This window comes from Bacillus sp. PK6-16 (assembly GCF_056530295.1).
This window is the reverse complement of record NZ_CP096511.1, coordinates 1976589-1997132: the sequence shown is the minus strand read 5'-3', so window position 1 is coordinate 1997132 and position 20544 is coordinate 1976589. Positions and strand designations below refer to the sequence as shown.

Below are 20544 nucleotides of genomic sequence, written 5' to 3'. Positions count from 1 at the left end.
TTCTCATTATATCTAAAAAAGTACTAGCTCTCCCCTGCAGATTTTCTCCATTTTCATCTTTCTTGGTTATCATAATATGTCTTATCTGCGTATTTTCTATCATTTCCTTTTAGATAAGCTAAAATTACTTTTGGATTTTTAAGTAAAGTCCAGTCTCCATATGTATCAAATCTTCTGCATGAAGTTATCATTCCATTTTTAATAGTACCGAATTTCTTATTATTTTTCTTTCCCCACTCTTTTAAACGTTTAGCGAAATCTGCATCTTCTGCCATAAGCATGTTTTCATTAAATCCGTTGATTGCCATAAAATCTTTTCTATAGCACCAAAAAATCCCTACAGATATAGCTCCGTACTTAAAAAGTAAGGGGATTATGATTAACATTGCGGAGAGAAATATTCCTAAAGATATTCTTTCAAACTTCCCATTTACCCCACCACCAATGTATTTACCTGAAGCTAAATATTTATCTACATTAGACAACATAGACTCTGTCATTATGGTATCAGCGTCTATAGTGACGATTATTTCTCCATTAGCTATTTTAGCCCCTGCATTTCGAATTTTAGATAAGTTTTTATCGTTATTTTTCAATGTAACACAATTATAAGATTTTGCTATTTCCTCTGTTTGATCTGTGCAACGATTTAAAACAACTATAACTTCCGTTTGCTCTTTATATGCCTCTGATGCCTTTGCAATTGAATCTAAACATTTTCTAATGTACTTTTCTTCATTATGCGCAGGAATTATAATAGAAAACTTCACATCTTTTTTCAAATTAACTTCTAAAGATTCGTTTGTCTCAGTCATAATATTCCCCCCTTATTTTATAAGGTAAATATCTACTATACATAAATTATATTAATATTTATTAGGTTATATTATAGAAACTGAAGGTAAAGAGGCTCTTACTGTCGACGTTCAAAAGCAAGACGTACAGCAAGCCCCGTTAAAACACTTGCCATAAGCCAACGCTGTACTCGTAGCCACGTCGGACGTGTGCCAAACCATTTTGCAATTTTACTTGCTGTACATACAATTACAAGGTTAACTATAAAGCTAACAGTGATTTGCGTAAGCCCCAAAACTGCACCTTGAAAAAGCAACGATCCCTTCTCTGGATCTTCAAATTGAGGTAGAAGTGATACATACAAAATAGCAATCTTTGGATTCAGAAGATTCGTCATGAGTCCCATCAGAAATAATTTCCTTGGTGGCTCATTAGAAATCATACGAGGTTCCATAATAGATGTAGAACCCGGTTTAATCGAATTCCAGGCAAGCCACAGTAAGTAAGCAGCACCTGCCCACTTTACTGCTTCATATACAGCGGGAACAGCAACGAATAGAACTGTAAGTCCAAACATAGTTGCGATTATATAGATTACAAATCCGAGCATGATGCCCAATAAAGAAATAAATCCCGCCATACGTCCTTGCGTAATGGAACGGGAAATGAGGTAAATCATATTAGGCCCAGGTGAACAAACCATGCTAAGCGAAACAATTGCAAAAGCTACCAATGTACTCAGGCTGACCATAAACCTTCCCCCTTTATTTTACATAAATTTCCTATTGTACATTTTATCATGATTGAGGAGAGAAAAGATTAATATAAAACGATGCAGCTAAGTAATATTATCGGATCGAATGTATTGTAATCACATACTTCTCATTCTCTTAAGTAAGGATCTAAGAGTACCCTATCCATAGAGCTACTAAAACCACTACAAATAAAGCAAAACAACATGTGATATTTCGAATCCATTTTTGTATATCACCAAAATACCTTTCTATAAATATAGCGTTGATAGTAAGCATAAGAAATAAAACAAAGAAAGGCAGCGAGGTATAGGTCCATTTTTATCTTCATGGCTGGAATTATACCCCTTACCAAACTTCTAAATAAAATGTATAGCTAAGTAGTTACCTTATTTTTCAAAAAAATTCTGATTATTTCTTTTTCACTTCTTCTACAAATTCCCATGTCTCTCCGTTATCTTTTGATTGATAAAGTGCACTACTATCGCCATTGTAGTCTCCATCTGCCCCTTGTCCAACTAACATATTAAAAACCCCATCTTTCTCATATGGCATACTAGGTGAATCAAAAGGACTTATTGTGGACTGTGTATGATCTAATTTCACTTCATGCGGCGGATATTCTACCTTTTTGAAAGATACTCCCCCATCATCTGTGCGATATAACTCTCCTTCATTACCAGAAGGCCTAATTGCTCCTAAAAACCCAAGTTTATCATTTATAAAAGTGATTCCTGATACACTACCAATCCCCCCATTAAATGGGTCTGGATTGATAACCTCCCATGTTTTCCCTTCATCACTAGTCTTGCTTAATGAATAAAAGGCGCTCCCTAATGCTTTATCTGTCATATTTAGTTTATAACCAACTTCTTTCGATAGGAAAAACTGTTCTTTTTCATTCTTTAAATCTTGTTGTTTCTTCTCTTTAAGCATATCTTCTTTTGGAGGCGTCTTTGATTTACTCCAACTTGCGTCACTTATTAAATTATATCTAGCAGGGACTAGCTCTTGCTCTTTTCCAGGGACAAATATAGATACAGTATATCCAATGATATCAGAAGCTGCTTTTTTAAGACTCTGCCCCTTACCATCCTCAGTAATATTAATAATTCCCTCTGTATTGGATCCCCAATTTCTTTTTCCATAATAAATCAACCCATACTTACTTTCATTCCATTTTCTAACCGTTTGCTTAACTGGAATCGCCTTAACCGTTTCAATTAAAGGTTCTACTAATTTATCATCATTATAATCAGGCTTTGCGTATCCGTCTCGTATTATAGTAATATCTTCTGACTTCTTCTTATTATAAGAGATTAAATAAGTTTCTTCTTTCCCATCATCATTTTTCCCATAAACAAATGTATCAAACGCTGTGATTGTTCCATCTGAATGAAATGTAAGATCAAAATCAGTTGCCATATACAATTTCTTTGGCAAAGGATATTTTTTATTTATATCTTCAAAAATACCTTCTACTCCAGACTTATATATATTATTATGTTTAAGTTTAACTGACCTTTCATGTTTTAACTTTTCTATAAACCATGCCAATTTACCATTGTAATTTATTGCACTTTTATAAATCTGCATCCCATAAAATGATGTAATTGCAACAATAATGATAATAGAAATGGATCTCCATGCTATTGAATTTGTTAATTTTTTAGATTCATATTCTCTATTTTTTATCACCCGCATTGTAGTAAATGTAGTTATGGATATAAAAAGTACTATACATAATAACAAAATGTAAATATTATAATTCATTCTTCCGTACTTACAGTATAAGGCCAACTCATAACAAAAAATCCCATATACAATTATTAGTATTGGATTTGTTACTAATGACAGAAGTATCCTTTTTGTATTTTCTCTAAATATAGAAACCACCCCTAATTACATGAATTACTGATATTAAGTATACTTTATTGTAAAGTAACAAAAAAGCTATTTAATCTTGCCGCAAAAAATACAATAGACATATGAATATTATATTCATGTTAAAAAGGCCAACAATCCAAGATTGTTAGCCTCTACTTCCCATATTCGTACCTTTTATCACTTTACTTCCTAACAACTGGAATCCACATTTCACCAAACACTAAGCCGTTTCTTTTCCCCATCTCAACCGTCGTATTTGGTCCACCAACATAAGCAAACTCATTTGCATCTGGTAAAGCTTGACCGAAGGCGATACCAGTCAACTTATTACTTAGCTCTTCAGCCGTTTTGTCCTCCCCTTTCACTACTAAGTATTCTCCCCTCGGAAACTGGATTACTCTAGATTCTTCTTCTATTTGTGCTTCTGTCATGACACCCGCATAATACATCATTTTGTTATTCACCGCTTCGCTCACGGAAAAAATGTATTCATTTGTCGCTAAAGCTTTTAAAGTGTCCAGCCTTCCATCTTCTTTAACAGCCGACCAAAAGTCTTCCTTTTCTTTATTTATTCCAGCAAAGTCTGTGTATTCACTCTTAATTTCAGTTCCAATACCTAACACAATAAAGCTATCTTTTTCTTCTATCGTATAATTTTTCATATGCAAAACCTGCCTCTTTTTTTATTAATCAAACGATTTATCTTTTCATCTGATACGTTTATAATACCTTTAAACCATATCAAAAAATGATACTGTTTAGGAGACTAAAATGAAAAAAGTTGAACGGATTAATACAATTATGCGGTATATCAACAACCGCTCTCACTTTACAATTTCTGAAATTATACAAGAATTTAACATATCACGGTCGACAGCTATTAGAGACATTAGAGAAATTGAAGCTATGGGAATGCCACTTGTCGCTGAAGTTGGGAGGTCCGGGGGATATTTTGTTATGCACAACTCTATCCTGCCCGTTGTTCGCTTTACTGATAATGAAGTGAAAGCTCTTTTTATTGCCTTTATGGCTACGAGGAATCAACAACTTCCCTACCTAAAGAGTCGTCAATCTTTAGCCGAAAAACTACTAGGACTCATCTCAGAAACCCAGCAAGATGATCTCGTTCTTTTAAATCAACTCTTGCTTTTCCAAGGGACTAACCCTCATAATCCCGATCTACTTGAGCTTTCTGATCTCCCCCATCCTATGTTAGAAAAACTCATTCAAATCCTTCTTTTGGATAACCATTTATTGATTACCATTAAAGAAGATGAAGAAATCAAGACTTATCCAATTTATCTATTGCACCTTTATCAAGAAAAAAGCCATTGGATCATTGAAGGGTTTGACTTAAAAAAAGAAAAGAAGATGATGTTTCCTGTCGATGATCTCATTAATATCGAACCATACACGACGAACAAAAGGCTAAATAAGAAAAAGATTTTAGAAAAACTAAGTAAGAAGGACGAAATAATCAACTTGGTACTTGAACTTGGACCAAAAGCAATTGCCCAGTTCAAAAAATACCATCCTTTAAAAATTTCAATATCTTATACTAATCCTTACCAATCCACAGCCATTTTAAAAGCTTTTATCAATGTTAACAATCCCGATGAAGTGACGGAAATAATAAATTGGCTGCTTTTTCTAGGGAAGGATATTAAAATCAAAGAAATACCCGATGAAGTATTAGCAGATTTACAAAAACGAGTGTGCTTATACATTCCATAAGCAGTGAGCCTCAAATATTAAGCTTTATCACTGGATAATTATCCTATTTTTAAATACCATTTCATTTACTACAATGAGAGCATGATAAATAATAAAAGCACGGAAAATCTCCCGTGCTTTTCTAAATATATATTATTCCTGAAGGTTTCGTTTATCACGTTTCTTACCCTAACTGACGTTTAAATGCTTTACTGGCGAAAAAGTAAGAGATGACCATTATACCTACGCACCAAGCGAGCGCAATCCAAATATCGTTTCCAACAGTTCCTTCATATAAAAGAGCACGAATCGCATTCACGATTGAAGTTACAGGCTGATTCTCTGCAAACGCACGAACAATTTTTGGCATCGTTTCGGTAGGCACAAAGGCCGAACTAATAAATGGAAGAAAAACTAGCGGGTACGAGTAAGCAGTCGCCCCTTCCATAGACCTCGCTTTCAATCCTGGAATGATAGCTAGCCATGTTAGCGCCAGCGTAAACATCCCAAGTATCCCAGCTACCGCGAGCCAATCTAGAATATTAGCACTGGAACGGAAACCCATTAAGAGTGCAACAAGAATAACCACCACGATAGTAAGTACATTAGCAACCAGAGAGGTTAGAACGTGAGCCCACAATATCGATGAGCGCTTAATAGGCATCGTAATGAAACGTGCCATCAGCCCACTCTTTACATCCGTAAATAGTCGAACGGAAGTGTAAGCTACACCGGATGCGATAGCCATTAGCAAAATTCCCGGCAATAAATAATTAACGTAGTTTTCCGTTCCAGTTTTTATTGCGCCGCCAAACACGTAGACAAATAATAGCATCATCATAATCGGTGTAATCGCCACTGTAATAATTGTATCCGGACTGCGCATAATGTTACGCATTAAACGACCTAGTAATACACCTGTTTTACTTTTCATTTACATCTCCTCCTTTTTTCCAATGATCGCAAGGAATATTTCTTCCAATGTCGGTTGCTTCTCGATATACTCCACTTTTGCTGGCGGGAACATCTCTTTTAGTTCAGCAAGAGTACCTGTCGTAATAATTTTTCCGCCATGCAAAATAGCGATACGGTCTGCCAGTTGTTCTGCTTCCTCCAAATACTGAGTCGTAAGCAAAATAGTTGTACCGCTACCAGCAAGTTCCTTGACTGTATCCCACACTTCGATTCGCGCTTCAGGATCAAGTCCAGTCGTTGGTTCGTCAAGAAAAATAACTGCTGGCGCCCCAATCAAACTCATCGCGATATCAAGCCGGCGCTTCATCCCGCCTGAATACTGATCTGCCCTTTGGTTTGCCGCATCAGTCAGGCTAAATCTTGCAAGTAGATTGTCAGCAACTTGAGCGGGATTGGAAACACCACGTAATTTGGCGATCATTATCAAGTTTTCCCTCCCAGTCAGCATACCGTCTAAAGCTGCGAACTGCCCTGTCAAACTGATACTTTGACGAACATGATCTGGTTGACTCTGTACATCAAATCCACAAATACTTACTTCACCGCTATCTTGCTTCATGAGTGTCGAAAGGATGTTGACCGTTGTCGTCTTTCCCGCTCCATTTGAGCCTAGCAGCGCGAAAATTTCTCCACGCTGCACCTCAAAATCTACCCCTTTTAAAACTTCCTTATCTTTAAAGGATTTTTTCAAGCCTTTTACAGAAATCGCTGCATGACTCATACTTTTTTCCTCCCTATAAAAATGTTTTGCGAAGACTATTTATTTACCTCTATCTATTTAGTATCACTGATATTCTGTATTACTTAGTACCGAGTTAAAAATATAACTGAATAGCTATGATGGCAATTCATATGTGTAACCAGCTAATCAGTCTGTACTACTTATTCCATTTATTTTTTTCTCAATTTCTTCATAATACTTTCATTCAAATCTTCACGATACTTGGAGACGTAAGTTTTAGCATTTGCCACTAGTTCGTCAGCAAAGGAAGCCACGTCATCCCCAGTAATGTCAAGCACTTGTCTTCCTTCCGCTGCACCCGCTTCGAACAAATCGATTAATTCATACTGTATGTGTAACATATCCATCCCGTTACCCGCTGAAAAATTCCACATGTAGTTTTGAATTTTCTTAAATACAAATTGGTAGTCCTCTGGCAGAGCCTCAACTCGTGCCATCATCATTTTGTACTCTTTTTTATCACCAATTAACTTTTTGAACATTTCTAACATCTTATTTTCCTCCTTTTTTATAAAACCGAACAAGAAATTCCCAAAGTATCGGCCGGAACATTTTATCTTATGAACCTATTTTGACTTCAAGACGTTAATTTTTGACGATACAAAATCCCATTTTTCCCAAAACAATTCAAGCTCCTGGCGGCCTTCTTCATTTAATGAATAAAACTTACGAGGCGGTCCCATATCTGATGGTTTCTTTTCAATATTCACAAGCTTTTTCTTCTCTAATCGTACGAGGATGGTATACACCGTACCTTCCACAACTTCGGTAAACCCAAGATCATTCAGGTGGCGGGTAATCTCATAGCCATACGTTTCACGGCGACTAATGATTTCCAGTACACACCCTTCCAGTGAACCTTTCAGCATTTCAGTTAAATTTTCCATGTCCTGATCCTCCTTTACCCCCTATTCTGTCTGACTTATATTCAGTATCACAGAGTACTAAGGCGAATTTTTTACTGAACAGTTTTTGTGAATCCGAACTATTCAGTATCACTTATTACATCTACATTGTATGACTAAGTAGTTATGGATGTCAACTTTATTTTCAAAAAAATTAAAAATCCGCTTTACCCTAATCGGATACAGCCTACTTTTTTGTTGTAAGGACCATCACACTAGCAAAACAGAACTGATTCAAAGTGTAATTTAAATCAGCTCTGTTTTATTGTTTTTATACCGATATATCTTGTTTTTTCACGATACAAATTGTTTCTCACTACCATTCCCATTGCATATAAAGCATAAAGGCAAGTGCGGTCAGAGAAAATTTCCAGAGATTATCCGTACATGATACGAGCCCCTAAAATACAATTCTGTTAGAAATCTGTTCTCTATATTCTCTTTTATTTTATTTCTGATAGTTGATTAGCAACACTATCTAAAAATTTTTCTACCTTTTCTTTTGATGTATCCGGCGCATGATAACCGATCGTAAATGTAAGCCTTCCATTATAAGAGCTTGCTCCCATTGAAAAGAATGGTGCATACATAATAGGTGATGCCATATACCCGTCCTCAGCTTGAATTTGACCAAACTGAATAGGTTCCTCAGCAATCACTCCCAAATTTGTCAGTAATGGCAACGCCATCCCCATCTGTACAGCCTGTTCATATTGCTGATTATACATTTCCTTCACTGTAGATAGCTTCATTTCTGCCAGTAACTCCATTCCTGCTGCTGAAGAAAGACCTGGATTTTGAGACTTTATTTTATCCATTGATTGTTTAACTCGAACAAGAGTCTGCTTAAATGTTTCATCGTCTTCCATTTTAATCACTGGCATTTCCATACCAGATAAGTTGCAAATAGCACCAGTTGTATTATTAGGCAGATATCGACGTAAATCAATTGTCAAACCAATCATTTTTTCTGCAGTGCGAGGTTCTGCATACACAGTGAAATGTGATAAAACTCGGAAGTAAGCAGTCATGATTACATCATTCAAGGTAACCTGTTGTGCTTTTGTCCATTGGGTTAAACGTAGAGTTTGCTTATGGCTCAATCGCCGTACGGACATTTGGGGAAATTTATTTTTGTTAGGTTGAGATGGAAAAGACCATAACGATGCCTGTTGTTCTTGGTTAGGACGATACGCACTTTTTATGTCCGATATTCCAGCGTATTTGAATACATGTGATTGATCTCGACAACTCTCATTTCCCTCATCAAATTCCTTTATAATTTGCTTCTTAGACCGTCCCAATGAAAGGTGAGTATATATTGTTCCAAGCAATTTTATATATTCCTTGACTCCTGCACCATCTGAACATAGATGAGACAATTTCACAACTAACATATCTATTGTAGTGCCCCGTAATAATTTCGTTTGAACCATAGGCCCCTGAATACGATCACCAGGTTCCTTAATAAAATCTATTGCCATTATTTCAAGTTCTTGATTATTTCCTTCTGCAAAAAAGCAAATAGATGAGTTAGTGTCAGATGAATGTTCCTCCCAGTAAGGAATATCATTTTCTACAAACCGGCTGTTCAAAACTGGTTGCAATTGCAACGTTATCCTTACTGATTCTTCAAGTATTTCCTTAGATATACCTACAGGAAAATAAAGAACTGCATTAATTTGTTGATCTGCAGAATAAAGACCTAATACATAATTCATTCGATCTTGTGGTGTTACTGAATACTTTCTTTTCTCCATAATTCCGTCCCCCTTTAGGACTTTTTGTATAACCCTATTTTCCATATGCTTGTAATTTTTCTAGTCATTTTTCTTCAAGAGCTAATAACGCTTATTTTTCGAATTTTTAACAAAATCATCTTCTCCGTATTGTTTTCATTCTTTTTGCAGGTGATATATTCATTATTTTATTGTTATTAACACTGCCTAACCTCACAATAAAACCAAACAAAAATAAATTAAGTTTACATATACATAAACATTTTATTATAACGTCTACAAATTATCAATACAGCAAATAAATCATTTTTATGTCTGTCAATAAAAAACAATATATTCAAGGGCCACTTCATAATAAAAGATTGATGTGCATGTAAATGTACCCATATCACTTTCAAAATAAGAATGAGAATTTTTTCAACAAAAATAAGATGCAGTTATTGATTTTACAGTAAAAAAAGCCCCTCCATTTTGAAAATGCGCAATCAAAATGAGTAGGGCTATTTCCAATTTAAATTTTATAAAAGAATGATTATCATAAATAATATTTTACTTTTTAGTCTACCTTATTATTTTCAATCCATTTTCCTAATAAATGAATGGATTTTATTCCTATAATTTGAGGTGGTATCGTTGGTTTTTTAAAATAGAAAGCTTATTTTCAAATCAAATGAAAAAGAGGTAAAATTATAGATATTCATGTAGAAATTTCGTTTTGGGGATACTTAAAATCTTAAGGTGATGGGCATGTGGTGTTACACTTTAAAAGCTCTATAAAATTTATAGATATAGCGATTTTCTTTATTAATAATCATTTGTATGTGCGTTTACTCACACACATACAAATGATTTATAAAACCACAATTAAGTGAAAACATCTTTTCCGTTACGATAACATCATAGCCATGTCTTCTGCTGCATTTGTAATTAGTTTTAAACCAAATGTTTCTTGTAATACATCAAGCACGCCAGGTGAAATAAATTCAGGAGCCTTTGGACCGATGCGAATATCTTGAATCCCAAGACTAAATAGCCCGAGTAAAATGGCAACCGCTTTTTGTTCAAACCATGATAGTACAATACTTACTGGCAATTCATTCACTTCACATTGAAAAGCATCAGCTAAAGCAGCCGCTATTTTCACTGTAGAAATTGAATTATTGCACTGTCCTAAATCAATGTAACGCGGAATTTCCGTACCAGGTACAACACCGTAATCCACATCATTAAAGCGGAATTTCCCGCAAGAAGTTGTTAAAATAACCGTTTCTGGCGGAAGTGACGTTGCTAATTCACGATAATATTCTCCGCCTTTTCCCGGTGCATCACAACCGGCGATAACAAAAAAACGCTTTATCTTCCCCTCTTTTACTGCATCAATAATTTCTGGAGCTAATGATAATACTGTATTATGATGAAACCCTGTCACTAACTGTTCATCCGACTCCATATGTACTTCTGGAAGTTCTAGCGCTTTTTGAATCAATGGTGTAAAATCATCATTTTCAATTTTTTGTACACCTTCTAAACCTGCAATTTCATATGAAAAGAATCGATCAGAGTACGAGCCTTTAATTGGCATAACACAGTTCGTTGTAGCTAATATGGCACCAGTAAATTTTTCAAAAAGGCGTCTTTGATCATACCATGCCTTACCGATGTTTCCTTTTAAATGTTTATATTTTTTCAGCTGCGGGTATCCGTGTGCTGGTAGCATTTCAGAATGCGTATAAATATTAATGTCTTTTCCTTCTGTTTGCTTTAATAGTTCTTCTAATGCAAATAAATTATGGCCCGTAACTACAATTGCTTTACCTTCTACACGATTTTGTGTAATTTGTACAGGCTCTGGCACACCAAAATGATTCGTATGTGCCTCATCCAATAACTCCATCACCCGTAAAGCTGATTTCCCAACTTTCATAGCCATATCAATATGCTCTTGTTCGTTAAAGTTAGAATTTGTTAATGTCATATATAAAGCTTCTTGTGTTGTAGCATCTACAAATGCATCCGTATACCCTAGCTGAGCAGCATGTGTGCGATAAGCTGCAATTCCTTTTAGCCCAAACACAATCGTATCTTGTAAACTCGCAATCGTTTCATTCTTGCCACAAACACCCATTACTTTACATCCGCCTGTTGGCGTTTGTTCACATTGATAACAAAACATATCATCCCACCCTCTCCCAATCATTCATTACACCTTAAGCATAATACCCATTGAAAAAAAGTGATGTGATATCAATCACAATAATATATAAAGATTTGTGACAGTTCATATTGTTGACATAATACTTTTATTGACATCCAAAAAATATACATTAGTGTGCACACATCTTTCGATACTTTTAAATAGCTAAATAATTAATTTGGAGAAATATATACAACGAAAAAATTTTTTTGAATCCCTTATACAAATAATTGCAATTCATCTCATATGAAAATAGCGTATTTTTTATTTTAAGGAACTATCATTTTTTTATTAAAGCCTTCATTGTAAACCTCTTTATTTACAATACATTTACATTATCTTAACATTACTTACATTATTTATATGATATATTTATATAGAAGCTACTTAAGAAATTTCATATACATTTTATCTTTATGATCTCTTATCTAATCAATAAAAAGATCATGTTATATTTTTATAACAGGGGTGAATTACGATGACTGAAACTTTAAAAACACTTATAATGCTTGATGCTACTTACGTTGTTATTGCAATTATGACAGTACTAGTATTTGTATACTTGGAATTAAAATCTCAGTAATATATGCTGACGTAATCGACAGATTCAGCATTTAAATATAGTTAGAAGAAAGAGAGGAGAAAATTATTTCTCCTTTCTTTTGTATTTCTACAATTTCTTATTTTAATAAATCCAATGTATGTAAAAGTAATCCCTTGTCTCCTACTTCCCCGTGACCAGGTACTACCGAATTTATATTTCCATATCGCTTCAGCATATTCTCAATCGATGTGGACCATTCATTTACGTACGCATCCGCAACATTTCCTAAATTTTTAGCTTCCGCAGATTTTACTAAACAGCCTCCAGCTAAAATTTTATATTGCGGCAACCAAACAACAATATTATCTTCTGTATGTCCTTTCCCTGGATAGAACGTTTCTACTTTTGTATTGCCAAACTTCAAATTCGTAACTGTTTGTAAATCTCCAAGTGGCTCTTCATATCCACTTTTCTTTGCTAGTTCTGCGGTTAATGCTGTACTATGCGCTTTAATTCCTCTTTCTTTCAACGTTTTTATTCCGCCAATTCGATCGGCGTGCGCATGTGTAATAATGACATCCGTTACGCGCTTCTGAAATTTCTTTTCTACCATTTCTATTAGTTCCTTCGTTAATTTGTCATCCCAAGAAGAATCAACAAGCACTAGTCCTTTAGCAGTATTAAGAACTAGACCGTTCGAAGGAACTGCTTCTCCATTAAAATAACCTAACTCCGTATGAACCCATACATTCTTGTTTAACTGAGATATTGAAATGGTTCCCGTCTCATTTTTGATTACTGTTTGCTCTACCTTTTGTGATGCTTGTGCAGAAGAAATCGTGCTAACAAATTGAGTTGTTCCTAGTAAACTTACACATAATCCTACTTTTAACAACGTATTCTTTTTCATGTTATCAACCCTTTCTTTCAAGCTAAATAGTTATTACCTATATTAGACAATTTATCTCAAATGTTTGTTCCATATAATTGGACACTTTATAATCGCGGCTTATGTAAATACACGCATGGTGCAGTGAAAAAGATCACCCAAATGGATGATCTTTTTTATAATTTATCAACATATTGCTTCGCTTCTAGTAAAGAAAACCCAAAAGCTTCTCTTACTCTCTTAACTGCTGTAACTTTTTTGCCTTCTTCTACAAGCTGGCGTAGTTCTTTATTAATTTCAGGTTCTCTTTCTATAATTCCCATTTCTTTCGTAATTAATTGTAATCTATCTTCAATTCTCTTTAAACGCGCATCATTTTTCTTTTCAATTGTAGCTAATTTTTCAGCGATATAAATGAAACCAACGGCTACTATCAGTATAACCATCCAGAATTCCATGAATGTTCCCCCTTACTAACTTTCATTTGCTTTATTCCACTAAATTATGTAAATTTTACCACAATAAACATTTAATGTATAATATCACTATATCAAACTGTTAATAAAACCTATTATTTTAGGGGGACACTTTATGAAAAGATTTTTAAATACGTTACTTCAATTTGTAGTTCTTTCAATCGTGCTACATTTGTTATTTGATATAGTTGGTTGGCTTGTTTTCAATGCACCAATTAAAAACAAACAAATCATCATTTCTTTAATAACAATCTCATGGGTTATGTACATGTACCGAGACAAATTTTTTCAAAAGTTCACTTCAAACTAACTAAAAAAGAAAACACTTCATTGGTGAATGACGAAGTGTTTTCTTTTTTTTACTACTGTATAATAAAAATAATATTCTGTCTTTAAAGAAAGGAGTCACCATGAACTTAAAAAGTAGCAATATATACGAGAAAATGAACCAATATTCCGTTGCAGGTTTAAGCCTCGCTGTTATATGTAATGGCAAACTAGATGAAGCGACTGCCTTTGGAACACTTGAAGCTGGAACAACTAGAGCTGTTACTACAAATTCTCTCTTTAATTCTTGTTCTATCAGCAAATTCATCACTACAATGCTCGTACTAATGTTATCAGATCAAGAAATCTTGCATTTAGACGAAGACGTAAATGATAAACTCACATCTTGGAACAATCCTACTAATCTATTTACTTCACAAAAAAGCATCACTTTGAGAAACTTATTAAGCCATCAATCTGGACTCATTGATCCACCTAATAGTTTTGAACATTATACACCTGCAAAAGGCTTACCTAATATGTCTGAGCTCCTTTCCGGTAAAACACTATATTGCCCCGTACCTATAGAGGTAACTTATAAACCAGAAAGTGAATTTCACTACTCAGACGCAAACTTTTGTATAATCGAACTACTACTAGAAGATATTACAGGAAGATCATTTAGTCAGTTAGTAGAAGAACACATCTTCCAGCCATTACAAATGAAAAATAGTACACTTTTTTCTCCAAAAGACATAGATAAAACCGATGTTTTTGCTTGCGGACATAATAAAGATAGAACTGTAACAAATGAGAAGTATCCATTTTATCCATTCGCAGCTGCTTCAGGTATTTGGACAACACCAACTGACTTATCAGCTTTAGTTATTGAAATCATTCATTCCTTACAAGGAAAGGGCAAACTAAAACTTTCTCAAAAATTAGTAATAGACATGATTTCTCCTCAAGGTTGCTCAAAATGGACTGGATTGGGTGTTTTTCTAGATGATTCTAATGGGAAATTACAGGTTTATTCACTCGGATGGGGCGTTGGATTTCAATGTATGATGGTTTGTTATCCATACTGCGGGAATGTTGCTGTTATTATGACCAATTCCGATTTAGGTGTTCATCAAATGGAAGGGATCATTGGTGAGGTTGTAAAAACGTTATCCTTATAATGAAAATAAAGAAGCTGTTCCTTCCAGCATCTTTATCTATATAACATTTTTCGCAACAATTTTTATATGTTCTGGTGCGATAATCTCCGTTATACTTTCTTGGAAATCTTCCCGCAACATTTCTTCCAAATGTTCTAACTGCACTTCAACATGAGTGCATTCTAAATTATGTATATTTAACAGTGCATAATGATCTTTTTTCTTAATTACTAAATATTGATTTTCCTCTGTCACAAGTACAGAACCTAATCGGACTCCTAGTAAGCGTTGATCATCAAACTTCATAATTACTTCTCCTTCCCTCATATAAACAAAACTACAATGAAAATAATTACATTTATGGAAAAACACGATTATTTAGAATATATCATAATTTACTAAAATAGAAATATCTTTTTCTGTTTTAATAAAAATCCCTATTTTTTCATATATTTCGATACAAAAAACTTTCTCAACATTAAATTTGAATTTTCAGTTTTTAATTCTATGAAAATCTATTATAATAAAGTTAATAAATGTTTGACCTCTCCTAATTCATGTACATATGGATGATCAGTAGTTATTGCTACTGATCTATTTTTTTGATTTCAGAAAGTACATACGCTGCATCCTTTCCTACACCACAAATAAGTGCGGAACCCCTTTGAGATTGCCACGGTAATCCGATATAATACAATCCTTTTACTGGACTGATTCCCTTTATATGATTAGGAAATCCTTTCTCATTCACTGCCTGTTCAATTTCAATCCAATTATAATTTTGAACAAAACCAGTTGACCATATAATGCTTTCTGCACTATAAGTATCACCATTCTGAAACATAATGTTATTTCCTGATGCACTTACTACTTTTTCTTGCAGTTTGATTGCTCCATTACGAATAAGTTTCTTACCTTCAAAACCGAAAATAGGGTCCTTTCTCTTCTGAAACCATCTTCCCCTCTTTGTATTTATTTCAGCGTACAATAAACCCACTTTTTCTAGCAGATTAAAAATACTTTTTCCAAAAAGTTGTAACGGTAAAAACGTTAAAGGATGACTAATAGACACCGTAACTTCATGAGTCTTTGCCAGTTCTACTGCAATTTGCATTCCTGAATTCCCACCACCTACTACTAGTACTTTTCCCTTAGGAATTTGTGATGGTGATTTATATTGTGATGAATGTATTTGAAAAATATGTGATGATAGATTTGCTGAAACTGAGGGAATAAACGGTTGCTGAAAACCACCTGATGCGATAATAACTTTTTTCGTTTGTAAAATTTCTGTAGGAGTGTGTAATTCAAATATTTCTTTTTCTTTCTTTATCTTTAAAACTTCCGTTTGTAATTGTACCGGTAATTGAAAATGTCTTGCATATTCTTCTAAATAAGTTGCAATTTCATCTTTATATGGAAATTCATTTTTTTCACCTATTAACGTCATACCCGGCAAGCTACTGTAAGACCTTGAGGTAAAAAGCTGCAAAGAATCATATCGATTTCTCCATGAATCACCAACTCGTTTTCCTGCCTCAAGTAATAAAAAATTATACCCTTCTTGCTTCAAGTAATATCCCATTGTTAATCCAGCTTGACCCGCCCCAATAATAATTAGGTCTTTCATTCTAATCCCTCCTCTTCTTAAACGTATGAATACTTGTTCATATATTCATACGTTTCCATAATCATAACATTTTCTTTTTATATGATTCAATATCTACTCAAAATAAAAAAGAGCAGTTCACTGCTCTATGAACTACTCTTCATTCCATTTCTACAATTTTTCCTCGTACAGTGTAATTCTATTTGAAAACGGATCAATTACAGTTAATTCAATTGTACCCCAAGGTGTTTTTTCTATATTCGGCTTCGAATAAGCATATTCTTTACTTAATAATATAGAATGATAATCCTTTACATCATCTATTTTGATCCGAATCGCACCACCTGGTGAGGCATCACCATGATGTTCTGATAAATGTATCACAGCATCCTGTAACGAAATTTGCAAATATAATGGCATATTTTCCTCATACCGATGTTCCCAATCCAGTTTAAATCCTAAAAAACCTAAGTAAAATAGTTTTGCTTTTTCAATATCAAAAATTCTAAATATAGGTGTTATCATTTATACTCTCCTCCTATTTATAAACATCTGCTGCCAATTCTCTCAAAACATCCACGTTTACTACTTCATAGCATCCATCGTTCTTCTTTATTATCTCTTTATCACAAAAAATATTTAATGTTCGCAACAAATGCCGATAGCTCGTTCCTAACAATTCCGCTATTTCCGTTAAATTCCCACTAAATACAATTCTATTTTCATGCTGAACTGCTCGTTCCCCTGCTGCTAACATGTAACTCGCAAGTCTATTTTCAAGCGGATACAATAAATTAATTGTACTATTTTTTGAAAGTCGATTTAACTTATGTGCTAACGATCCACAAATACATCTTAAAAATTTCGCATCATGAAATAGCTGATTTCTCACTTTTCCTAATGGTAAACCAACACAATATGAATCTGCCATTACTTGTACATTTGAAGTAATCCTTTGGGAATGAATTAACTCCACATCTCCAAGTAACTGCAAACTATCATAAAAACACAGTAATACGGATTTCCCGTTACTTAATGTGTTAAACGCTTTCGCTTTTCCTTCAACAAAGAAATATAAATAATCTATCTCTTCATTTTCTCTACAAATAAACTCATTCTTTTTAAAAAATATAAGTTCCATATATGGCTTCATATCATGACTAAAAAATGAATCAATATTATTTTTCTTCATATACTCTGCTAATTTAATAGAATTACATACTTTCTTCATAGTTCCCCACCTTTACAACTCATCCCCATTGTAATCAAAATTTTCTTCTTCCACTATGACATATGTCATAGTAATACACAATTTCAGCATGATACAGTCATTACAAATATGAAATACAAAGGGGATATTGCATTGTATAACTTTCTTTCTGTCTTTATTGGTGTGCTCATCGCCGTTATGCTTCCATTGAATGGGATTTTATCTGAGTTAATTGGCAAGTATACAGCAAGCGTGGTCATTCACCTTGTCGGTTTAATTGCAGTTATTTTCGTTTTAATCTTAAACAAACATAAAATTCATTTCGATAAAGGTATTCCGCTTTTTTTATATAGCGCTGGAGCGATTGGAGTATTCACTGTTCTTTTTAATAATATAAGTTTCTCCGTCCTTGGTGCCTCTATTACGATCGCATTAAGTTTACTCGGCCAACCCATTGCTTCCATCATTATCGATCATTTCGGCTTATTAGGAATGAAAGTTGCAAAGTTTGAAAAGAAAAAACTAGTTGGATTAGTATTCATCTCTTCTGGGATTATTATCATGACAATATATTAATGGGGGCAAAAATATGTTATATATTACTATCGCTATTTTAGCTGGTGTTTCTATCGTCGTTGCTAGAATTATTAACGCGAATTTAGCAAAGGAAATTGGAAACTGGGAAGGCACGTTTTTCAATTATATTACTGGATTATTTTTCTCTATGTTATTTTTAATTTTCAGTTCAGATTCATTGTATATCCCTATTCATAAATTGCAATCTATTCCTATCGCCGTATACTTAGGCGGATTAGTAGGCGTTATCGTTATTTCATTATCCAACTATATTACTCCTAAAATATCAGCCTTTTATTTAACATTACTCATCTTTATCGGACAATTATTTGCGGGGACTATTATTGATTTCTTCCTAACAAATGAACTCTCAATTGGTAAAGTTATCGGTGGCATTTTCGTATTAATTGGGCTCACTTACAATTTACTCATAGATCGCCCGATAAAAACTGTGAAGCATAACCAAGTTCAACTATAATACTTTACGCTTACCTATCATATATTAATAGAAAAGCTCTTCACACGAAGTAATAGAGAGGAGAAAATCCTATTAAAAAAATTATTTTATTGCTAGGTAGTGTATTGATTATTTGTGGAATTGTATGGTTTATAAACTCGGGAAAATCTATTCAAGATCTCTATACTGCAAATAAACCGAAAAAGAAAGCTACTATTATTTCAAGCTCGCGAGATCCAAATGAGCCTCCTGTTTTTTTAGGTAAACAGGAAATAAAAGATATACATGTCGAATCAATTAAAACAAAACAGGATATCTTTCTCACAAAAACAGATGAATTAAAAACATTTATTAACAGTATGAATACCGCAAAAAAAGGCAAATTAACATTGGATGAAGAAGGATCAGATTTAATAGATTGTGATATGTGGATTACTTTCGAGGATGGAACTTATAAAAAATATTTCATATGGATAGTTGATCATCACAGCAGCGAAGTGATGATTGCTCAGCAAGATACTCCTGATGATGTAAACCTTACGTACTATCAGTTAAACGAAGATAGTTCAAAAAAAGTTTATAATTTATTTAAAAAAATTATTTGAACGAAAAAGTCATGAGCACGCGAACTCATGACTTTTTGCACTATATATACTCAGGGAACACTCTACAACCCTTTTCCTGCTCTATATCATGACCAAAGAAAACAATTGGTTTCTCTTTCGCCACAACTCCTTTTAAACGTTTAATTGAAGATAAAGCTAATTCTGGATCAAATCCTGCGAACGGCACTTCATCTTCAAAATTCTCTTTCGTGTACGATGCATCAATCGTTAATAAAACTGAACCGGATTGCTCCGTCTCAATGAATAGCGACTGATGGCCTGGAGAATGGCCTGGCGTATACAATAATTGAACACCTGGTACCACTTCATAATCCCCTTCAATAATTTTGTAGTTCAAATGCGGTAATATACATTCTTTCATATATTCTTCTCTATGAAGTGCTGCCTCATATTCCGTTCGCTGCACAATAATCGGTGTATTTGTAAAAACACCGTTTCCTCCTGCATGATCAAAATGTAAGTGAGAGCTAATAATATATAAAAGGTCGTCCGGCTCATACCCTACAAGCTTTAATATATTCACAATTCTATCTTCTTCAGTCATTTTCGGTAAAATCTGTCCTTCAACAAATGTACCGTTAAAAAGCCCTTCATTATTAACTGCACTTTCTGGCATACCTGTATCTACTAAAATAGGACCTTCTTCTGTCTCCAAAAGATAACACCATACCGGCAAGTTTAATAATTTTCCCGGTGTTAACGTACTGTTAAGAGACGAATGATCCAACATACAACGACCTGCTGGGATGAAATAAAGTTTCTTTACTGTCATTATGTATCCACCTTTACATTTAGTTTGGGATAAAGTAATACAGTAAAAAATTCTTCTTTTTAGAAATAAACTCCTTCTAGACTATCAGTACAGCTTACATAAAAATGAAACATTAACACCGATTAACGCTGAAAACTTAATGAAAGTACATGCACTACTTGAAAGCGGGCACACCATTGGGAAAATCGTATTAGAGAAATTTTAATCATGATAGTGACAGATAGTATGTAAAATTATATTAACGATTTTTCGAATA

The 20544-nt window shown here is 34.0% G+C and carries 23 protein-coding genes and 1 pseudogene; 6 read left to right on the top strand and 18 right to left on the bottom strand.

Annotated elements, in window-relative coordinates; translation table 11 throughout:
- Window positions 1-53: 53 nt before the first annotated feature.
- The 5 genes and pseudogenes from M1D66_RS10275 to M1D66_RS10255 form a co-directional block, all read right to left on the bottom strand.
- Complete coding sequence (locus M1D66_RS10275; RefSeq protein ID WP_000140997.1) at window positions 54-815, bottom strand: glycosyltransferase family 2 protein; 762 nt, start codon at window positions 813-815, stop codon at window positions 54-56.
- Window positions 816-913: 98 nt separating this feature from the next.
- Window positions 914-1546, bottom strand: coding sequence for a LysE family translocator (locus M1D66_RS10270; protein WP_140335667.1), 633 nt, complete (start codon window positions 1544-1546; stop codon window positions 914-916).
- Between the two features lie 151 nt (window positions 1547-1697).
- A pseudogene (locus tag M1D66_RS10265) lies at window positions 1698-1853 on the bottom strand (DUF3963 domain-containing protein); the annotation flags it as partial.
- Between the two features lie 105 nt (window positions 1854-1958).
- Window positions 1959-3443: a WD40/YVTN/BNR-like repeat-containing protein gene (locus M1D66_RS10260; RefSeq protein ID WP_074048016.1), complete on the bottom strand. Its 1485-nt coding sequence runs from the start codon at window positions 3441-3443 to the stop codon at window positions 1959-1961.
- Window positions 3444-3616: 173 nt separating this feature from the next.
- Window positions 3617-4096, bottom strand: coding sequence for a GyrI-like domain-containing protein (locus tag M1D66_RS10255; protein ID WP_000801038.1), 480 nt, complete (start codon window positions 4094-4096; stop codon window positions 3617-3619).
- Window positions 4097-4205: 109 nt separating this feature from the next.
- Between M1D66_RS10255 and M1D66_RS10250 the strand changes: the two genes are divergently transcribed.
- The gene (locus M1D66_RS10250; RefSeq protein ID WP_242555224.1) at window positions 4206-5168 is read left to right on the top strand and encodes a helix-turn-helix transcriptional regulator; all 963 of its coding nucleotides are present in this window, start codon (window positions 4206-4208) and stop codon (window positions 5166-5168) included.
- Between the two features lie 163 nt (window positions 5169-5331).
- On the opposite strand, the gene M1D66_RS10245 is transcribed toward M1D66_RS10250, so the two are convergent.
- The 8 genes from M1D66_RS10245 to M1D66_RS10210 form a co-directional block, all read right to left on the bottom strand.
- Window positions 5332-6081 (bottom strand): ABC transporter permease, encoded by a 750-nt coding sequence (locus M1D66_RS10245; protein ID WP_000837816.1) that lies wholly within the window; start codon window positions 6079-6081, stop codon window positions 5332-5334.
- Window positions 6082-6843 carry an ABC transporter ATP-binding protein gene (locus tag M1D66_RS10240; RefSeq protein WP_006929456.1) on the bottom strand — a complete coding sequence of 254 codons (762 nt, stop codon included), beginning with the start codon at window positions 6841-6843 and terminating at the stop codon, window positions 6082-6084.
- Between the two features lie 170 nt (window positions 6844-7013).
- The gene (locus tag M1D66_RS10235; protein ID WP_000891986.1) at window positions 7014-7355 is read right to left on the bottom strand and encodes a DUF1048 domain-containing protein; all 342 of its coding nucleotides are present in this window, start codon (window positions 7353-7355) and stop codon (window positions 7014-7016) included.
- Window positions 7356-7430: 75 nt separating this feature from the next.
- On the bottom strand, window positions 7431-7751 hold the full coding sequence (locus tag M1D66_RS10230; RefSeq protein ID WP_000429487.1) for a PadR family transcriptional regulator: 321 nt from the start codon (window positions 7749-7751) through the stop codon (window positions 7431-7433).
- Between the two features lie 461 nt (window positions 7752-8212).
- Window positions 8213-9529 (bottom strand): condensation domain-containing protein, encoded by a 1317-nt coding sequence (locus tag M1D66_RS10225; RefSeq protein ID WP_000415478.1) that lies wholly within the window; start codon window positions 9527-9529, stop codon window positions 8213-8215.
- An 865-nt stretch (window positions 9530-10394) separates the two neighbouring features.
- A complete protein-coding gene (gene hcp, locus M1D66_RS10220) occupies window positions 10395-11681 on the bottom strand; it encodes a hydroxylamine reductase (protein WP_088362003.1) in 1287 nt (428 codons plus the stop codon).
- Between the two features lie 701 nt (window positions 11682-12382).
- Window positions 12383-13156: a BcII family subclass B1 metallo-beta-lactamase gene (bla2, locus tag M1D66_RS10215; protein WP_086412733.1), complete on the bottom strand. Its 774-nt coding sequence runs from the start codon at window positions 13154-13156 to the stop codon at window positions 12383-12385.
- Window positions 13157-13311: 155 nt separating this feature from the next.
- On the bottom strand, window positions 13312-13593 hold the full coding sequence (locus M1D66_RS10210) for a hypothetical protein (protein WP_000397722.1): 282 nt from the start codon (window positions 13591-13593) through the stop codon (window positions 13312-13314).
- A 133-nt stretch (window positions 13594-13726) separates the two neighbouring features.
- Here M1D66_RS10210 and M1D66_RS10205 point away from each other — a divergent pair, with 133 nt between their 5' ends.
- Both M1D66_RS10205 and M1D66_RS10200 read left to right on the top strand, forming a co-directional pair.
- Window positions 13727-13921, top strand: coding sequence for a hypothetical protein (locus tag M1D66_RS10205; protein ID WP_000819660.1), 195 nt, complete (start codon window positions 13727-13729; stop codon window positions 13919-13921).
- Window positions 13922-14021: 100 nt separating this feature from the next.
- Window positions 14022-15059: a serine hydrolase domain-containing protein gene (locus M1D66_RS10200; RefSeq protein ID WP_149287612.1), complete on the top strand. Its 1038-nt coding sequence runs from the start codon at window positions 14022-14024 to the stop codon at window positions 15057-15059.
- 36 nt (window positions 15060-15095) lie between these two features.
- Here M1D66_RS10200 and M1D66_RS10195 read toward each other — a convergent pair whose 3' ends face one another.
- The 4 genes from M1D66_RS10195 to yeiL all read right to left on the bottom strand — a co-directional run bounded on the left by M1D66_RS10195 (window position 15096) and on the right by yeiL (window position 17878).
- Window positions 15096-15344, bottom strand: coding sequence for a hypothetical protein (locus tag M1D66_RS10195; RefSeq protein WP_000666948.1), 249 nt, complete (start codon window positions 15342-15344; stop codon window positions 15096-15098).
- A 280-nt stretch (window positions 15345-15624) separates the two neighbouring features.
- The gene (locus M1D66_RS10190) at window positions 15625-16668 is read right to left on the bottom strand and encodes a flavin-containing monooxygenase (protein ID WP_149287611.1); all 1044 of its coding nucleotides are present in this window, start codon (window positions 16666-16668) and stop codon (window positions 15625-15627) included.
- A gap of 150 nt (window positions 16669-16818) precedes the next feature.
- Window positions 16819-17172, bottom strand: coding sequence for a glyoxalase superfamily protein (locus M1D66_RS10185; RefSeq protein ID WP_086388722.1), 354 nt, complete (start codon window positions 17170-17172; stop codon window positions 16819-16821).
- A gap of 13 nt (window positions 17173-17185) precedes the next feature.
- The gene (gene yeiL, locus M1D66_RS10180; protein WP_000754830.1) at window positions 17186-17878 is read right to left on the bottom strand and encodes a transcriptional regulator YeiL; all 693 of its coding nucleotides are present in this window, start codon (window positions 17876-17878) and stop codon (window positions 17186-17188) included.
- A 108-nt stretch (window positions 17879-17986) separates the two neighbouring features.
- Between yeiL and M1D66_RS10175 the strand changes: the two genes are divergently transcribed.
- The 3 genes from M1D66_RS10175 (at window position 17987) to M1D66_RS10165 (ending at window position 19495) form a co-directional block, all read left to right on the top strand.
- Window positions 17987-18433: a DMT family transporter gene (locus tag M1D66_RS10175; RefSeq protein WP_242555225.1), complete on the top strand. Its 447-nt coding sequence runs from the start codon at window positions 17987-17989 to the stop codon at window positions 18431-18433.
- Window positions 18434-18446: 13 nt separating this feature from the next.
- On the top strand, window positions 18447-18911 hold the full coding sequence (locus M1D66_RS10170; protein ID WP_000965811.1) for a DMT family transporter: 465 nt from the start codon (window positions 18447-18449) through the stop codon (window positions 18909-18911).
- Between the two features lie 89 nt (window positions 18912-19000).
- The gene (locus tag M1D66_RS10165; protein ID WP_000901692.1) at window positions 19001-19495 is read left to right on the top strand and encodes a YhfM domain-containing protein; all 495 of its coding nucleotides are present in this window, start codon (window positions 19001-19003) and stop codon (window positions 19493-19495) included.
- A gap of 40 nt (window positions 19496-19535) precedes the next feature.
- Here the strand turns inward: M1D66_RS10165 and aiiA are convergent, their stop codons facing one another.
- Window positions 19536-20288, bottom strand: a complete 753-nt coding sequence (gene aiiA / locus M1D66_RS10160; RefSeq protein WP_086385111.1) for a quorum-quenching N-acyl homoserine lactonase AiiA — start codon at window positions 20286-20288, stop codon at window positions 19536-19538.
- Between the last annotated feature and the right edge of the window lie 256 nt (window positions 20289-20544).